At 44.2% G+C, this 15,014-nt stretch carries 14 protein-coding genes; all 14 read right to left on the reverse strand.

Annotated elements, in window-relative coordinates; all coding sequences use genetic code 11:
• Positions 1-3: 3 nt before the first annotated feature.
• The gene (flgC, locus tag NCCP2222_RS07920; protein WP_248511293.1) at positions 4-465 is read right to left on the reverse strand and encodes a flagellar basal body rod protein FlgC; all 462 of its coding nucleotides are present in this window, start codon (positions 463-465) and stop codon (positions 4-6) included.
• Between the two features lie 2 nt (positions 466-467).
• Positions 468-860: a flagellar basal body rod protein FlgB gene (flgB, locus tag NCCP2222_RS07925; RefSeq protein ID WP_248511295.1), complete on the reverse strand. Its 393-nt coding sequence runs from the start codon at positions 858-860 to the stop codon at positions 468-470.
• Between the two features lie 296 nt (positions 861-1,156).
• Complete coding sequence (gene codY / locus NCCP2222_RS07930; protein WP_184206761.1) at positions 1,157-1,933, reverse strand: GTP-sensing pleiotropic transcriptional regulator CodY; 777 nt, start codon at positions 1,931-1,933, stop codon at positions 1,157-1,159.
• Positions 1,934-2,018: 85 nt separating this feature from the next.
• Entirely contained in the window at positions 2,019-3,419 is a 1,401-nt protein-coding gene (gene hslU / locus NCCP2222_RS07935) for an ATP-dependent protease ATPase subunit HslU (protein WP_248511297.1), read from the reverse strand.
• Positions 3,419-3,964, reverse strand: coding sequence for an ATP-dependent protease subunit HslV (gene hslV / locus NCCP2222_RS07940; RefSeq protein WP_238084092.1), 546 nt, complete (start codon positions 3,962-3,964; stop codon positions 3,419-3,421). The genes hslU and hslV overlap by 1 nt, the downstream gene beginning before the upstream one ends.
• Before the next feature lie 13 nt (positions 3,965-3,977).
• Positions 3,978-4,868, reverse strand: a complete 891-nt coding sequence (xerC, locus tag NCCP2222_RS07945; protein ID WP_375709174.1) for a tyrosine recombinase XerC — start codon at positions 4,866-4,868, stop codon at positions 3,978-3,980.
• Between the two features lie 367 nt (positions 4,869-5,235).
• Complete coding sequence (trmFO, locus tag NCCP2222_RS07950) at positions 5,236-6,555, reverse strand: FADH(2)-oxidizing methylenetetrahydrofolate--tRNA-(uracil(54)-C(5))-methyltransferase TrmFO (protein ID WP_248511301.1); 1,320 nt, start codon at positions 6,553-6,555, stop codon at positions 5,236-5,238.
• A 20-nt stretch (positions 6,556-6,575) separates the two neighbouring features.
• Positions 6,576-8,654, reverse strand: coding sequence for a type I DNA topoisomerase (topA, locus tag NCCP2222_RS07955; protein WP_248511303.1), 2,079 nt, complete (start codon positions 8,652-8,654; stop codon positions 6,576-6,578).
• A gap of 175 nt (positions 8,655-8,829) precedes the next feature.
• Positions 8,830-9,705, reverse strand: a complete 876-nt coding sequence (gene dprA / locus NCCP2222_RS07960) for a DNA-processing protein DprA (protein WP_309295950.1) — start codon at positions 9,703-9,705, stop codon at positions 8,830-8,832.
• Positions 9,706-9,771: 66 nt separating this feature from the next.
• Positions 9,772-10,674 carry a succinate--CoA ligase subunit alpha gene (gene sucD, locus NCCP2222_RS07965; RefSeq protein WP_248511305.1) on the reverse strand — a complete coding sequence of 301 codons (903 nt, stop codon included), beginning with the start codon at positions 10,672-10,674 and terminating at the stop codon, positions 9,772-9,774.
• An 18-nt stretch (positions 10,675-10,692) separates the two neighbouring features.
• On the reverse strand, positions 10,693-11,853 hold the full coding sequence (gene sucC, locus NCCP2222_RS07970; protein ID WP_248511307.1) for an ADP-forming succinate--CoA ligase subunit beta: 1,161 nt from the start codon (positions 11,851-11,853) through the stop codon (positions 10,693-10,695).
• A 94-nt stretch (positions 11,854-11,947) separates the two neighbouring features.
• Positions 11,948-12,253 (reverse strand): EscU/YscU/HrcU family type III secretion system export apparatus switch protein, encoded by a 306-nt coding sequence (locus tag NCCP2222_RS07975; protein ID WP_248511309.1) that lies wholly within the window; start codon positions 12,251-12,253, stop codon positions 11,948-11,950.
• Positions 12,250-14,187: a hypothetical protein gene (locus NCCP2222_RS07980; protein WP_248511311.1), complete on the reverse strand. Its 1,938-nt coding sequence runs from the start codon at positions 14,185-14,187 to the stop codon at positions 12,250-12,252. The genes NCCP2222_RS07975 and NCCP2222_RS07980 overlap by 4 nt, the downstream gene beginning before the upstream one ends.
• The gene (locus NCCP2222_RS07985; protein WP_248511313.1) at positions 14,135-14,965 is read right to left on the reverse strand and encodes a ribonuclease HII; all 831 of its coding nucleotides are present in this window, start codon (positions 14,963-14,965) and stop codon (positions 14,135-14,137) included. Before NCCP2222_RS07985 ends, NCCP2222_RS07980 begins: the two co-directional genes overlap by 53 nt.
• Positions 14,966-15,014 lie beyond the last annotated feature (49 nt).

The raw sequence follows: 15,014 nt of genomic DNA on the forward strand, positions 1-15,014 counted from the left end.
TTCTCATTTGCCAATTTCCAGAGCTTTCATCAGCATTGCTTTATTAGCATTCAACACAGTTACGTTTGCTTCGTATGATCTTGTCGCGGACATAAGGTCGATCATTTCACGGAGTGGATCTACATTTGGCATTTGTACATAGCCATCTTCATTTGCATCGGGATGGGAAGGATTGTAGACAAGTTGGAAGGGGGTTTCAGTGTCTTCCTTTATAGAGGAGACCGTCACTCCATATCCCGCTGACCCTTTGGACTGTTTCCCCATAGCCGCTTGTAGCATGGAAGAAAATTGACCTTCGCGAGGCTGGAATGAGACGGTTTTACGGCGATATGGCTGCCATTCCCCATCGACCATTTCCCCTCGCGTCGTCTCAATATTAGCCATATTGGATGAAATGACATCCATCCGAAGACGCTGTGCAGTCAATGCGGATGCCGATGTATTTAAACTATGAAAAATGCTCAATCTCAACGTCCTCCCTTAATAACATTTTGCAGTGTATTGAATTTACCATTCAGCCTGTCGACAAGTGCATTGTAGTAAATTTGGTTCGCTGCTAAGTCCGCTTGCTCTTTATCCATATCGACTCCGTTTCCGTCTTGCCGATAGCGGAGATTCGAATAATTGAAGACGCCTGCATGGGGTGTTCTTTCGGCAAATTCCAAATGCAGCTTATCAGTTCGGTACGCTTTGACAACATTCGACTTCTCTCTGTCGAAAACTTCTTGAAAGCTCACGCTTTTCGCCTTGTAATTCGGTGTGTCAACGTTTGCGATATTTTGAGCAATTGTCTTCCCTTTCGTAGAAGAAAAATCCAGCCCACGTTCCAACAATGACATGGTCGAACCGAATAAATTCATAAAGCCACCCCTTCATATACTAGTAAACTATTATTAAGAAAATTATTTTTTTATATATAAATCTACTTAATACGACATATAATTCATTGTAGCGGATAAGGAAGGAATTTGTCTATAATTTATGATGAAATTCTTATGGTTCCAAACAGCCTTTTTAATTATATAAACGCAAATCCGAATGGTTCTTAGGTACAAAAACTCAAGTTAGACAGCAATCATTTTATAGTATTTAAGTACTATTTATTATTTTTTCGACAAAAAAAGACCTCACCCAGTTGGATGAGGTCTTTTCATTTTTAGTTTTTATGTTTTTCTAACTCTTCTAGGAATTTGCTGTTTAAAACTTTAATGTATGTCCCTTTCATTCCTAAAGAGCGGGATTCGATTACGCCAGCGCTCTCCAATTTACGAAGGGCATTGACGATAACGGAACGAGTAATTCCAACGCGGTCCGCAATCTTTGAAGCGACAAGCAAACCTTCATTGCCATCAAGCTCTTTAAAGATATGCTCAATTGCTTCATGTTCACTGTATGACAAGGAATTGATCGCCATTTGAACAACTGCTTTGCTGCGGGCTTCGATTTCGATCTCTTCTGCCTTTTCACGAAGGATTTCCATGCCAACTACAGTAGCGCCATACTCAGCAAGGATCAAATCATCTTCAGTAAACTCTTCTTTCAGTCTTGCCAATACTAATGTGCCAAGACGCTCTCCGCCTCCGATGATCGGAACAATAGTAGTCAATCCGTCTTTGAACAATTCGCGCTCTTCTTCCGGGAACACTGTATATTCGCTGTATACGTCAATATTAGAAGACGTCTCATTTACTTCAAATAATTTTTTTGTATATTCTTCAGGGAACTTGCGGTCTTCAAACATCTTTTTCATCCGCTCATTCTCAATTTGCTGATGAATTTCGAGACCAAGCAATTTTCCTTTTCTGCTGACGATAAATGCATTGCACTCAATGACAGAACTCAATTTTTCTGCCATTTCTTTGAAATTGACTGGTTTCCCTGCTGATTCCTGTAACATTGCATTAATTTGACGTGTTTTAGCTAATAAAGCCATTTTTATTTTCCTCCTTAAAATTATGGACATCCCACTAAGAATATTCTAAAGCTTTTTAATCATTAAATAAACTAAAATGTTCTTCTTAAAGGATAAAATGTGACAAATCTTTGTTTTTTACGATGTTTTTCAACTTTTCGTCGACATAAGCTACTGTAATCTTAATGGTAGAAGGTCCAATTTCGGCCGCTTCATACGATAGATCCTCCAACAGCTTTTCGAGTATGGTATGAAGGCGTCTCGCCCCAATGTTTTCGGTATTGTCGTTTACTTCAAATGCAATCTCAGCTACCCGTTCAATTGCATCTTCGGCGAATTCAATATGGACTTCTTCAGTTGCGAGGAGTTTTTCATATTGTCGAATAAGGGAGAAATCTGGCTCCTTTAAAATCCTGACAAAGTCATTTTTCGACAATTTATCAAGCTCTACCCGGATCGGAAAACGCCCTTGCAATTCCGGAATAATATCAGAAGGCTTTGACATATGAAACGCACCTGCTGCAATGAACAAAATGAAGTCTGTCTTGACCGCTCCGTATTTCGTAGTAACCGTGGATCCCTCAACTATAGGCAGGATGTCTCGCTGTACACCTTCCCGTGAAACGTCTGCTGAAGACCCTCCACCGCCGCCTTTGCTTGCGATCTTATCCATTTCATCGATGAAAATAATGCCCGATTGTTCCGCCAGTTCAATTGCTTTTCGAGCAATCTCATCTTGATCAATCAGCTTATCCGCTTCTTCAGCTTCTAATACCTTTCGAGCATCTTTCACTTTCATCTTCTTTTTGGCTGTCTTCTTCGGCATGAGAGAGGAGAGGGCATCTTGCATGCTCGCTCCCATTTGCTCCATTCCTGAACCTTGCAAGGCGTCAAACATGGAAGGCTGCTGCATTGTTACATCAACTGTAATTAATTCTTCTTCCAAGCTCCCTGCTCGCAGACGAGCCAATATATCAGATCGCTTCTGCTTTACTTCATTTAATTCGGATTGGTCTGGCTGTTCTTGCTCGACTTTTTGGCCAAATAGCATTTCAAAAGGGTTTTGCATATTCCCCTTTTTCTTCTTTTCAGGAACAAGCAATTCCACAAGTCGTTCTTCTGCATGCTTCGCCGCTTGATCTTTTACTGCTTCTCGTTGTTGTTCCCGAACTATACGGACACTCGCTTCTGTCAAATCACGCACCATTGATTCTACATCGCGTCCGACATATCCCACCTCAGTGAATTTTGTCGCTTCCACTTTAACAAATGGGGCATTGACAAGTCTCGCAATTCTTCTTGCTATTTCAGTCTTCCCAACACCGGTCGGACCAATCATTAAAATGTTTTTGGGAATAACTTCCCTTCTTTCCTCTTCATCCAGCAGGCTGCGCCGATATCTGTTCCGGATCGCAACGGCAACCGCTTTTTTGGCATTATCCTGTCCAACAATATAACGATCTAGATAGGCGGTTAGTTCCCGAGGTGTTAATTCTTGTTTTCTCATCAATCAAGCACCTCCACTATGATCTGATCATTCGTGTACACACAAATTTCAGCCGCTGTTTCAAGTGCAGCCTTCGCTATTTGTTCAGCAGTTAATGAGTCTCCGCTATATTTAGCTAGTGCTCTTCCAGCTGCGAGCGCATAATTGCCGCCGGAGCCGATGGCAAGAATACCATCATCGGGCTCAATGACTTCACCTGTCCCCGATACTAGTAATAACCGGCTCTCATCCGCCACTAGCAGCATAGCCTCCAATTTTCTAAGGATCCTATCTCCCCGCCATTCTTTGGCCAGCTCGACAGCAGCACGTTCAAGATTTCCGTTGAATTCGGCTAATTTCCCTTCAAAGAGATCGAACAGCGTAAATGCATCAGCGACAGACCCTGCAAATCCAGCCAGGATTTTTCCCCCAAAAAGCCTTCTCACTTTTTTGGCGGTATGCTTCATGACAACGGATTCACCCATTGTCACTTGTCCATCTCCTGACATAGCACATACTCCTTTGTGCCGTATTGCAAAAATAGTCGTTGAATGGAATTCCATCACTTCACTCACCCTCCTATGCACGCGGATGTGTATTCATATACGTTTTCCGCAAGTGCTCTTTCGTAATATGTGTATACACTTGAGTTGAAGATATATGGCTATGCCCAAGCAATTCTTGGACTGTTCTCATATCCGCCCCATTTGCCAGCAAATGTGTTGCAAACGAGTGTCGGATCATATGTGGATGGATCTTCGTATGGAGAGAGGCACGCTTCATCAACTCATTCAATACATGCCGTACGCCCCGATCGGTCAACGGTTCGCCTCGCATATTGACAAACAAAGCTTCATGCTGTCTGTTTTTCATTAGCAGCGGCCTCCCATCAGCGAGATACGTTTCCAAAGCTGATAAGGCAAAACTGCCAAAAGGTATGTACCGCTCTTTTCTTCCTTTCCCCATTACAAGAACAATCCCAAGCGACAGGTCGATATCCCTTATTTTCAAGGCGACCAATTCACTGACACGCATCCCAGTCGCATAGAGCAGCTCTAAAAGCGCCCGATCGCGTAATGATTTTTTGTCATCTAGATCACAGGCAGCCAAAAGCTCCCCCATTTCCTCCTCATAAAAAAAAGCCGGAAGTCGCTCTTCCTTCTTCGGATGATGCAACAATCGGAATGCATTATCGTTTACCCCGTAACGAGCATTGGCAAACTTGTAGAACGAGCGCAGCGAGGAGATCTTTCTGGATATGGTCGTCCGTGAAAATCCGTTATCATACAGTTTCGTTACATATAACCGCGCCACTGGATAAGTAACATCCGAAAGGGTAGAAATCCCCTCTGCATCCATAAATGCAAAAAACTCGACTACATCCCTTTCATACTCCGAAACAGTGAAAGATGAAAAGTTTTTCTCAAGACGAATGTAGGAAATGTACGCAGCAAAAGCTTCTTTGGTCACATCGGTCAAGCAATTCACCTCCAGAATGAATCACTCACATATACATTATAACAAAGTTTGAAAAGATTTGAATAGTTTTTAAATAGTAATTTGTGGTAATCTTTAGAATCCAACTTTTTACATGAATACTCGAAAATGTCGACTACTTACTCTATTCAAAAGTCATCCACGATTCACTATACAGCAATCGATACTCATGCCGCAATCAATTCGTATTGAGTTAATAGGGTTTATGTTACGTATTCACCGGATCGTCACAATTTATTCAAATTAGGAATGCTTCCCTCTAGCTAATGCTAGGAGAGCTACACTATTTAATTTTCCACAATAGGAAAGAGCTGCCCCACTAACCAGGGGCAGCCCGCTATCACAATGTAACGGATGTACGGAAACTTTCTAGCGCATCCAGCGCCCTTCCTGCATGTTTCTCGGCTCTCTCCACTTTAGACTTGACGCGTTCACCCAAGTCAGGAAATAAACCAAAATTGACATTCATCGGCTGGAAATTCCTCGGATCGGCTTCTGTAATATACCGTGCCATGCTTCCAAGTGCCGTCTCTTCAGGAAAAAGAATCGGTTCCTTGCCAAGCGCCAGCATAGCGGCATTGATTCCAGCAATTAACCCAGAACCGGCAGATTCCACATATCCTTCTACTCCAGTCATCTGGCCAGCGAAGAACAAATTCTCTCTAGTTCTTAATTGATATGTCGATTTTAGCACCTTTGGAGAATTGATGAAAGTATTGCGATGCATGACACCGTAACGAACAATCTCCACGTTCTCCAATCCGGGAATTAATTGAATGACTTCCTTCTGTGCTCCCCATTTCATGTGCGTCTGGAAGCCGACGATGTTGTAGAGTGTTCCTGCCGCATCATCCTGCCTTAGCTGGACGACCGCCCTTGGACGTTTTCCGGATTTAGGATCTTCTAGGCCGACTGGCTTTAACGGCCCAAACAACAATGTCTTTTCTCCTCGCTGGGCGAGTACTTCCACTGGCATACAAGCTTCAAAATACACTTCTTTCTCGAACTCTTTCAATGGGGCTACTTCAGCAGATATGAGTGCATCGTAAAACCTTTTAAATTCCTCATCGTCCATAGGACAATTTAAATAGGCCGCTTCTCCCTTATCGTAGCGGGATTTCAAATACACCTTTTCCATATCAATGGAATCCTTTTCAATTATCGGCGCAGCCGCATCGTAAAAGTATAAGTATTCTTCCCCCGTCAGCTCTTTGATCTTCTCTGCTAATGCAGGAGATGTCAGAGGACCGGTCGCAATCACTGTAATCCCTTCCAGCAGTTGTGTGAGATCCGTCACTTCTTCGTTAATCACTTCAATCAGCGGGTGATTCTTTATTTGTGCGGTCACATTGCCTGCAAATTCATGACGATCTACGGCAAGTGCCCCGCCTGCAGGCACTGCACATTGATCAGCGGACTCGATGATGAGGGAGCCCAGCCGTCTCATCTCTTCTTTGATAATCCCGACAGCGTTCGTTAAATTGTTTGCGCGCAGTGAATTGCTGCATACTAGTTCCGCAAACTTATCCGTATGATGTGCGGGTGTCTGTTTGACAGGACGCATTTCATACAAACGGACATTTACACCTCGGGATGCAATTTGCCATGCCGCTTCACTTCCTGCCAGGCCGGCTCCTATTACGTTTACGACTGGTCGCATTTCCTCACTCTTTTCCTGCATTATTCTTGCACGTTCTCTTTATAATCACATTCCGTACATTGTATCTGAATGCCTTTTTTCAATCTCTTTTCAACTAATGTATTTTGACATTTCGGACATGGACGTGCAATCGGTTTATCCCATGACACATATTCGCATTCCGGGTAACGGTCACAGCCATAGAAAATCCGTTTTGTTTTGCTCTTTCGTTCAACGACTTGGCCTTCTTTACAGGAAGGACATGTGACCCCGATCGGCTTTACGATCGCTTTCGTATTTCTGCAATCCGGGAAATTAGAACAAGCCATAAATTTCCCGAAGCGACCCATCTTAAATACCATCGGAGAGCCGCACTTTTCGCAATCTTCCCCGGCAGGCTCGTCTTTGATTTCGATTTTCTCCATTTCTTCGTCAGCCACTTGGACATGTTTTTCGAAATCCCGATAGAATTCATCGATGACTTGCTTCCATGGAACCTCACCCTCTTCAACATCGTCCAGGCTCTTTTCCATTTCAGCAGTAAATTCAATATTAATAATATCCGGGAAGTACTGATTGACCGCTTGATGGACAATCTCACCTAACTCGGTAGGAACGAATCGTTTGGCATCTAATGTGACGTAACCTCGCTTTTGAATTGTATCAAGAGTTGGCGCATATGTCGATGGTCTGCCTATTCCTAGTTCTTCCAGCGTCTTGACGAGCCTTGCCTCTGAATAGCGTGGAGGCGGTTGGGTAAAATGTTGTTTCGGCTCGATTTCAAGACTTTTTACCTTTTCACCCGTGTCCAATGGCGGGAGAATAGACTCCTTTTCCTCCTCTTGGTCTTCGTCGCTTTCAATGTACACTTTCATAAACCCTGGAAATTTCACTTCGGATCCAGTCGCCCGGAACTTCACATCTCCGTTTAGCAAGTCCGCAGTGACAGTATCCAAAATAGCAGGAGACATCTGGCTGGCAACGAACCGTTCCCATATTAATTTATACAGGCGAAGCTGATCTCTAGAGAGGTATTCCTTCATTGATTGAGGCGTTCTCATGACAGAAGTCGGACGCACCGCCTCATGCGCATCCTGCGTATTGGCTGATTCTTTGCCTTTCGGCTTTCCAGGAACAGAGACAAACTCCTTACCGTACATCGTCTCAACAAATGAAACTGCCTCAGATCTTGCTGTTTCGGAAATACGGGTAGAGTCCGTACGCATATAACTGATCAAACCGACGCTGCCTTCCTTGCCTACATTTATACCTTCATACAGCTGTTGAGCAAGCATCATTGTTTTCCGTGCGCGGAAATTCAATTTTCGTGCGGCCTCTTGCTGCAAAGAAGATGTAGTAAATGGAGGCGAAGGATTTCTTTTCCGTTCCTTTTTGATAACGTTTACAACTTCAAACATGTCCCCGTTCAACGTCTTCAGCGCCTCGTCGACTTGTTCCTTTGTCGATAATTTGACTTTTCCTTCGATATTGCCATAGTAGGCAGCTTCAAATGAACTGCCATCTTTTTGGAATTTACCGCCGACGGACCAGTATTCTTCAGGCTGAAAAGCTTTTATTTCTTTCTCCCGATCAACAATCAAACGAAGAGCAACAGATTGAACCCTACCTGCTGATAGTCCCTTTTTAACTTTTTTCCACAGGATCGGGCTGATGTTATAACCGACCAGACGATCCAATACACGCCTTGCCTGCTGGGCATCCACCCGATTCATATCAATCGGCCGTGGATGTTTAAAAGATTCCTTAATGGCATCCTTCGTTATTTCATTGAATACAACGCGGCAATCCGAGTCAATATCGATGCCGAGCTGATGAGCTAAATGCCAAGCAATGGCTTCCCCTTCGCGATCCGGGTCAGCCGCGAGAAAGACTTTCTTAGCTTTTTTCGCATCTTTTTTTAACTCTTGCAGAATAGGCCCTTTTCCGCGTACCGTAATATATTTCGGTTCATAATTATTCTCGGTGTCTACACCCATTTGGCTGCGCGGCAGATCTCGCAAATGACCGATCGATGCCCGAACCTTATATTTCTTCCCCAAATAGCGCTCAATTGTTTTCGCTTTTGCCGGGGATTCCACTATTACTAAATAATCCGCCATAACTTTGCTCCTCCTCAAGAGGTACCCTTTTAATCAAAAAAGTTTTGTATTTGTTATCTTCTGACCAGCATACCTTTTTCTGCTGGCAACTTAAAAGAATATCTGTTGCAAAATGTATAACAGATTTGAATTAAAATCAACCTTTTCAATATCAAGGCCTCCAAAAAGCCCCTTCTCAGAAGGCAGTTTCAATGATTTGAAAGCCGTTCCAGACAGGGCTTGCCCCTTCTTCGATTAATTTATTCGGACCAATCGATAAAGGAGAGGTTATAGGCCCTGGAACTGCGTATACGACCTTTCCGTGATCGAGGGCATGTTCTACTGTACTCATCGTGCCGCTCCTCTCCGCGGACTCTGTGACGACCACAGCATCCGCTAATCCACTTATGATTCGATTTCTCATAGGAAAGGTCCATCTGGCCGGCTGCACATATGGAGGATATTCCGTTATCAGCAAATGATCTGTTGCAATTCGGGAAGAGAGCATTGCGTTTTCTTTAGGATATACATGAAAATGGCCGCTGCCAAGCACAGCAATTGTTTGACCGCCATACTCAATTGCCGCTTCATGGGCAAATGCATCAGCGCCTTTTGCCAGTCCTGAGACGATAACTATACCATGTTTTACCAGTGGAGGAACAATCATAGAGAGGGCCGTTCTGGAATATTCCGAAGCCTTTCTTGAGCCGATGATCGATATTTTTTCAGGGGCACTGAACAATGTAATGTCCCCTTTTACATAGAGGACTGCCGGAGGATCAATAAGCCGCTTTAAATCGTTCGGGTAGTGGGAATGTGTGATAGGAATGGGGGTAATGCCTTCTTGGCGATACAGGCGATCTAAAGGGGTTTGGTCAAGTTCTCGCAGCCGATTGCTCAATCGCTCGGCTTTGCTAATAGGTAGTCGCAACAATCGGGATAGCAGTTCCGGCTTCATCGCAGCCAGCCTTTCCAGATCGGGGTCTATCTCGAACAGCGGCTGGATCCGATTCCAAGGAACAGGATAAATATAATGCAAGCGGAGCAGCTGGCGCTCCATTGGACTGTACAATTGGTCAACCTCCTTAGAAAATAATAGTAAAATGCAGTATGCCATTACAGCATACTGCATTCGTCATTAATGAGTTTTACACTTGTCGTAGATGCCTTTTTCCTTAATGACTTTAATTAATGTTTCGCCGATAACAGATGGTGTATCCGCTACTTCAATACCTGCTTCTTTCATCGCTTTGATTTTTTCAGCAGCAGTACCTTTACCGCCGGAAATGATAGCGCCCGCATGGCCCATACGCTTTCCTGGAGGTGCAGTTTGTCCACCGATGAAGCCTACAACCGGCTTCGTCATGTTGGCTTTCACCCACTCTGCCGCTTCTTCTTCAGCAGTACCGCCGATTTCCCCGATCATCACAACAGCGTATGTTTCAGGGTCTTCATTGAATGCTTTTAGAACGTCGATGAAGTTCGTGCCGTTAACAGGGTCTCCGCCGATACCGACAGCTGTCGTCTGGCCGATTCCAGCTTGGCTCAATTGGTGAGTCGCTTCGTACGTTAGAGTTCCAGAGCGGGATACAACACCAACATGGCCTTTCGTATGGATATAACCAGGCATGATGCCGATTTTACACTCGTCAGCCGTGATGACACCTGGGCAGTTCGGGCCGACAAGACGTGTTTTCTTGCCTTCCATGTAACGCTTTACTTTTACCATATCAAGTACAGGAATATGTTCAGTAATACAAATTGTCATATCCAATTCTGCATCCACTGCTTCCAAAATCGCATCCGCTGCGAATGGAGCTGGTACATAAATAACAGAAACGTTAGCACCCGTAGCTTTTACAGCTTCTTCAACTGTATTGAAGACAGGTACGCCTTCCACTTCTGTGCCGCCTTTACCCGGTGTTACACCCGCGACGATTTTAGTACCATACTCAAGCATTTGTTTTGTATGGAAAAGTGCTGTAGATCCTGTAATACCTTGTACAATCACTTTTGTATCTTTATTAATATAAATAGCCATTGTTTGTCCCTGCCTTTCTTAGCCTACGAGTTCAACAATCTTTTGTGCACCATCAGCCATCGTATCGGCAGCGATGATGTTAAGTCCTGATTCGTTCAATAGAGCTTTACCTTTGTCGACATTTGTCCCTTCAAGTCGAACAACAAGAGGAACTTCAAGGCCGACTTCTTTAGCAGCTGCGATGACACCTTCAGCAATTACGTCACACTTCATGATACCACCGAAGATATTGACGAAAATTCCTTTTACGTGCTCATCAGAAAGGATGATTTTGAACGCTTCTGTAACTTTTTCAGCTGTCGCGCCGCCCCCAACGTCAAGGAAGTTTGCGGGTGAACCGCCGTAGTAGTTGATTGTATCCATCGTAGCCATCGCAAGTCCTGCACCATTGACCATGCAGCCGATATTGCCATCAAGGGAAATATAGCTTAGGTCATATTTTGACGCTTCGATTTCTTTCGCATCTTCTTCATCAAAGTCGCGAAGTTCTACGATGTCCTTATGACGGTACAAAGCATTGTCGTCAAAGTTGAACTTTGCATCCAAAGCGAGTACATTGTCATCCCCAGTTACGACGAGTGGGTTGATTTCAACAATGGAAGCGTCCTTCTCAACGAATACTTGATAAAGGCCCGTCATGAATTTTGCCGCTTTATTCACAAGATGGGATGGGATGTTCATGTTGAATGCCATGCGTCTTGCTTGGAAACCAGTAAGGCCGACAACCGGATCGATTACTTCTTTGAAAATCTTTTCCGGTGTTTTTTCAGCCACTTCCTCGATGTCCATACCGCCTTCTTCTGATCCCATCAATGTTACGCGATCAGTGGCACGGTCAACGACTAGGCCGATGTAGTATTCTTTTTTGATATCAGAGCCTTCTTCAATTAGAAGTCTCTTGATTTCCTTGCCTTCTGGACCTGTCTGGTGAGTGACAAGTGTTTTTCCAAGTAATTCTTTTGCATATTCACGCACTTCATCAAGATTCTTAGCAATCTTGACTCCGCCCGCTTTACCACGGCCGCCTGCATGGATTTGTGCTTTTACAACGACAACATCCGTACCGAGTTCCTTAGCCGCTTTTACAGCTTCATCGGGAGAGAATGCTACCCGACCGTTCGAAACAGCGACTCCATAGTCTCTTAGCAGCTGTTTTCCTTGATATTCATGGATATTCATCTTACATCCTCCAATCGAACTTGTAACTATTATTTACTGCCCTATCTATTGTAGTAAACCTGTCATATAATGTCCACAATTGTCTTTCGCATATTTAATGATTTTCGACAGATTTCACACTGTTTTTTCCATATTCTCTATCCAGTTGGTAAATGTATACAAACACTTCGGCTACTGCCTGGTATAATGGCTCCGGAATTGTTTCATTTACATCTAGATTTCCAAGAAGTTCAATTAACGTAGGATCCTGTTGAACGGGTACGCCATGCTCCATCGCTTTTTCCAAAATATTATCTGCGATCTTGCCTTTCCCCTTCGCAACCACTTTGGGAGCCTCTAATGAACCCGGATCATAGGATAAGGCAACAGCTTCATGCCGCTTATGTTTGTTCTCATTCATATCCTAAAATCAATCCCGTTCTCCCTGCTCTGATCGACAGGTTTTTTTCTCATCTCTTCGGCAAATGGTTTAAAAAAAACACCAGACAGATGATAATCCGCACTTTCCAAACCTTCTCTCAATCTATCTGTAAATAAATCACCAACAGGTTTAAGCTCTGTTTTTTCATTAAAAATTGTTACAGTCACGATCCGGCTTTGCACTTGCATGTCTACAATCGTTTTGTCAAGCGCTTCAAGATCCAAATAAAATAATATTCTTGCATATTCCGGATCGATTTGATCGTTTTCTTTCATTCTCCCGTTCCATTGCAGTGTAGCGTCGATTTTTTTACCGAAGAAAGAAAGGGGCACCTGCATGATCAATTGATAGTTTAAGGATGTCTCGCCAGATAGAAGCGAAGGTCCATTGAACCTGGCAATGACTGCTTCCGCCAAGTCCCGCACAGCCGGAGATGCAGCGGGGTCATGGAGGAGCGAGAGCAATTGCGGTTTTAACGAGCGCGCTAGCTGGGCTGCTGCCTCGGAGTCCTTATTCGCAAGACCGGCTTCATACTGAAAGCCAAAAGACTTTGCGATCGTTTGCATTGTATCCTTTATTAGATGGCCATTGAGATTCTCAGCCAACTTCTCATTCGTTTCCCCTGCCAACCCTTGAACAGCCGGGTAACTGGACTCTGCTGCCATTTGAAAGAGACTGCGTAGCTCCTGCCCCGTCTTATTGCCTGCCAGCAGGGAGGTCATCGGATCTGCCTCTTGCAAGAGCGGCTGCGCAGTATGGTGCGCTACGACTGCACGGACAACCAATTCGGTCACTCGTTGCAGGGGCTCTGTAAGGGATCCTGCCGGGGTTGATTGCAATCGTTCTATCGCCATGTTAATAGAAGCCTTTTGTTCGTTAGAGAGCCAGGTCGCCAACTTCAGCTCATTTTTCATTAAAGTAACAGCTGCCGGATCCGTTCCGGATGAATGTAGTACATTTTGCAACATGGCCACGATTCGTCCTGTGCTGCCAGGAGGCACTGTCTGTTGCGTCATACGATCAACGATGCCTGTTTCCAACGCGTTTATTCCAGAGTGGTTTTGGAGGACTGAGGCTGGCGCTGATTCCCCACGGCCGGCAACTATGTCTTGGAGAATGTTTGGAAAGTTAGCTAGCGATGTCCTGGCAGGTAAGAGATCCGCCTTTTTCAGCCATTGTAATACTTGGAATCGTTCCTCATTCGGTATTGTTTTATCCATTAACTTTAGGATCGCATCGTTTAGAATTAATTTCGCTGCAGCTTCATGGCCGCCTTTCGTTACAGCTGCCAAGGAGTCCAATAAGTTATTTTTTGTAACGGGAGGAATGGAAGAATCGTCATTTACCACTACTTGCAATGCTTGAAGCAAAGGGTGCAGCGGTTCTTTTCCCACTACACCGAGAATGGCACTGAAATTGTTTACCGTTAAGGGTAATTTCAATTCCATTAGTTTTTCGATAGCTGTAAGGGCGGCAGTCTGTTGCTTGCCGGAAATGGTTACTAGCAATTTTTCAGCCTGTATTAATTGCTCCTTCGAAACAGGAATCTTATTTTTCAACATGAAAGCAAGTAGACTTTGCATCTCCTTTGTTTTTGGAAGGTCCAAAGATTCCAGTAAACCCGCAATCTGCTTCCCTTGACTTTCACCCGATTGCATGGGACCAGAAACGATTTTCAATTGCAACTCCGGTTCAACCGATTCCACTTGAAAATAATAGGCGTCGCCCGCTTTCATCGGAACTTCTAATCGTGCAAGCATTCGGTTGTTTCCGATTTGGATTTCAGCCATTTGTCCGGGGAATAATTGTTTGACACTCCCGTGGAACATCTGTCCTTCCCGTAGAACAATCGGCTTACCGTTATTTTGTGTGTAGGATCCTCCTGTGACTTGATTGATCATCGGATGGCTCATCAGCAAACAAGCCCCTTTCCATTACTGTTTTTACCGGTTCAAACGTTTTTCTGTGAATTTCACATGGGCCATAGGCATATAGGGCTTCGACGTGCTCTTCCGTTCCATAGCCTGCATTTTGTTTAAAATTGTACATCGGATACTTTTCATGGAACTGTTCCATCAGGTCATCCCTCGTGGTTTTCGCGAGGATTGAAGCCGCGGCGATCGCCAAGCTTTTGGCATCCCCTTTTATGACAGATACAGCCTCACAGCCCGTGTTAAGGGGCATTGCATCAGCAAGGACTACATCAGGACGTACCTGCAGCTCTGCGATCGCAGTCTCCATTGACGCTTTTGTGGCAGAATATATATTCAGTTCATCTATGCGCTCTGCAGTTTGTATATGTATTGAATAACTAATGGCGATTTTTTTTATTAATTCCGCCAGACGGATACGTTCGTGTTTAGGAATTTTTTTCGAATCGTCCAGTCCTATCAGAACTTCCGTTTCTTTTGGCAAAATGACTGCCGCACAAACAACCGGTCCTGCAAGAGGCCCTCTTCCGGCTTCATCAATTCCTGCCAGCATTGCACCTTCAAACCGTTTATACGATTTATCAAATTCAACTTTTTCCATGTATGCCGCTTCTTTAATCAATCGTTTTTCATATCGGCGTTGCCAGCGCTTCAGCTCATTTTTCACTCCTGCCCGTGAATCTTCTGCTAATTCATCCATCCACGACTCAGGCACTTCCGTATTTTGCAGACGTTCTGCAATTTCCTTTACTGTTCTCATGCGTACACCTTCTGACACTAGAATTGTTCCTTAACCTATTATATCGACA

The sequence above is a fragment of the Sporosarcina sp. NCCP-2222 genome, assembly GCF_023168145.1.
Taxonomy (GTDB): Bacteria; Bacillota; Bacilli; order Bacillales_A; family Planococcaceae; genus Sporosarcina.

Excerpts from the sequence above, each read along its gene's own strand:
- flgB (WP_248511295.1), bottom strand. The coding sequence starts at position 860 with ATGAATTTATTCGGTTCGACCATGTCATTGTTGGAACGTGGGCTGGAT.
- codY (WP_184206761.1), bottom strand. The coding sequence starts at position 1,933 with ATGGCTTTATTAGCTAAAACACGTCAAATTAATGCAATGTTACAGGAA.
- hslU (WP_248511297.1), bottom strand. The coding sequence starts at position 3,419 with ATGAGAAAACAAGAATTAACACCTCGGGAACTAACCGCCTATCTAGAT.
- trmFO (WP_248511301.1), bottom strand. The coding sequence starts at position 6,555 with ATGCGACCAGTCGTAAACGTAATAGGAGCCGGCCTGGCAGGAAGTGAA.
- topA (WP_248511303.1), bottom strand. The coding sequence starts at position 8,654 with ATGGCGGATTATTTAGTAATAGTGGAATCCCCGGCAAAAGCGAAAACA.
- sucD (WP_248511305.1), bottom strand. The coding sequence starts at position 10,674 with ATGGCTATTTATATTAATAAAGATACAAAAGTGATTGTACAAGGTATT.
- sucC (WP_248511307.1), bottom strand. The coding sequence starts at position 11,853 with ATGAATATCCATGAATATCAAGGAAAACAGCTGCTAAGAGACTATGGA.
- NCCP2222_RS07975 (WP_248511309.1), bottom strand. The coding sequence starts at position 12,253 with ATGAATGAGAACAAACATAAGCGGCATGAAGCTGTTGCCTTATCCTAT.
- NCCP2222_RS07980 (WP_248511311.1), bottom strand. The coding sequence starts at position 14,187 with ATGAGCCATCCGATGATCAATCAAGTCACAGGAGGATCCTACACACAA.
- NCCP2222_RS07985 (WP_248511313.1), bottom strand. The coding sequence starts at position 14,965 with ATGAGAACAGTAAAGGAAATTGCAGAACGTCTGCAAAATACGGAAGTG.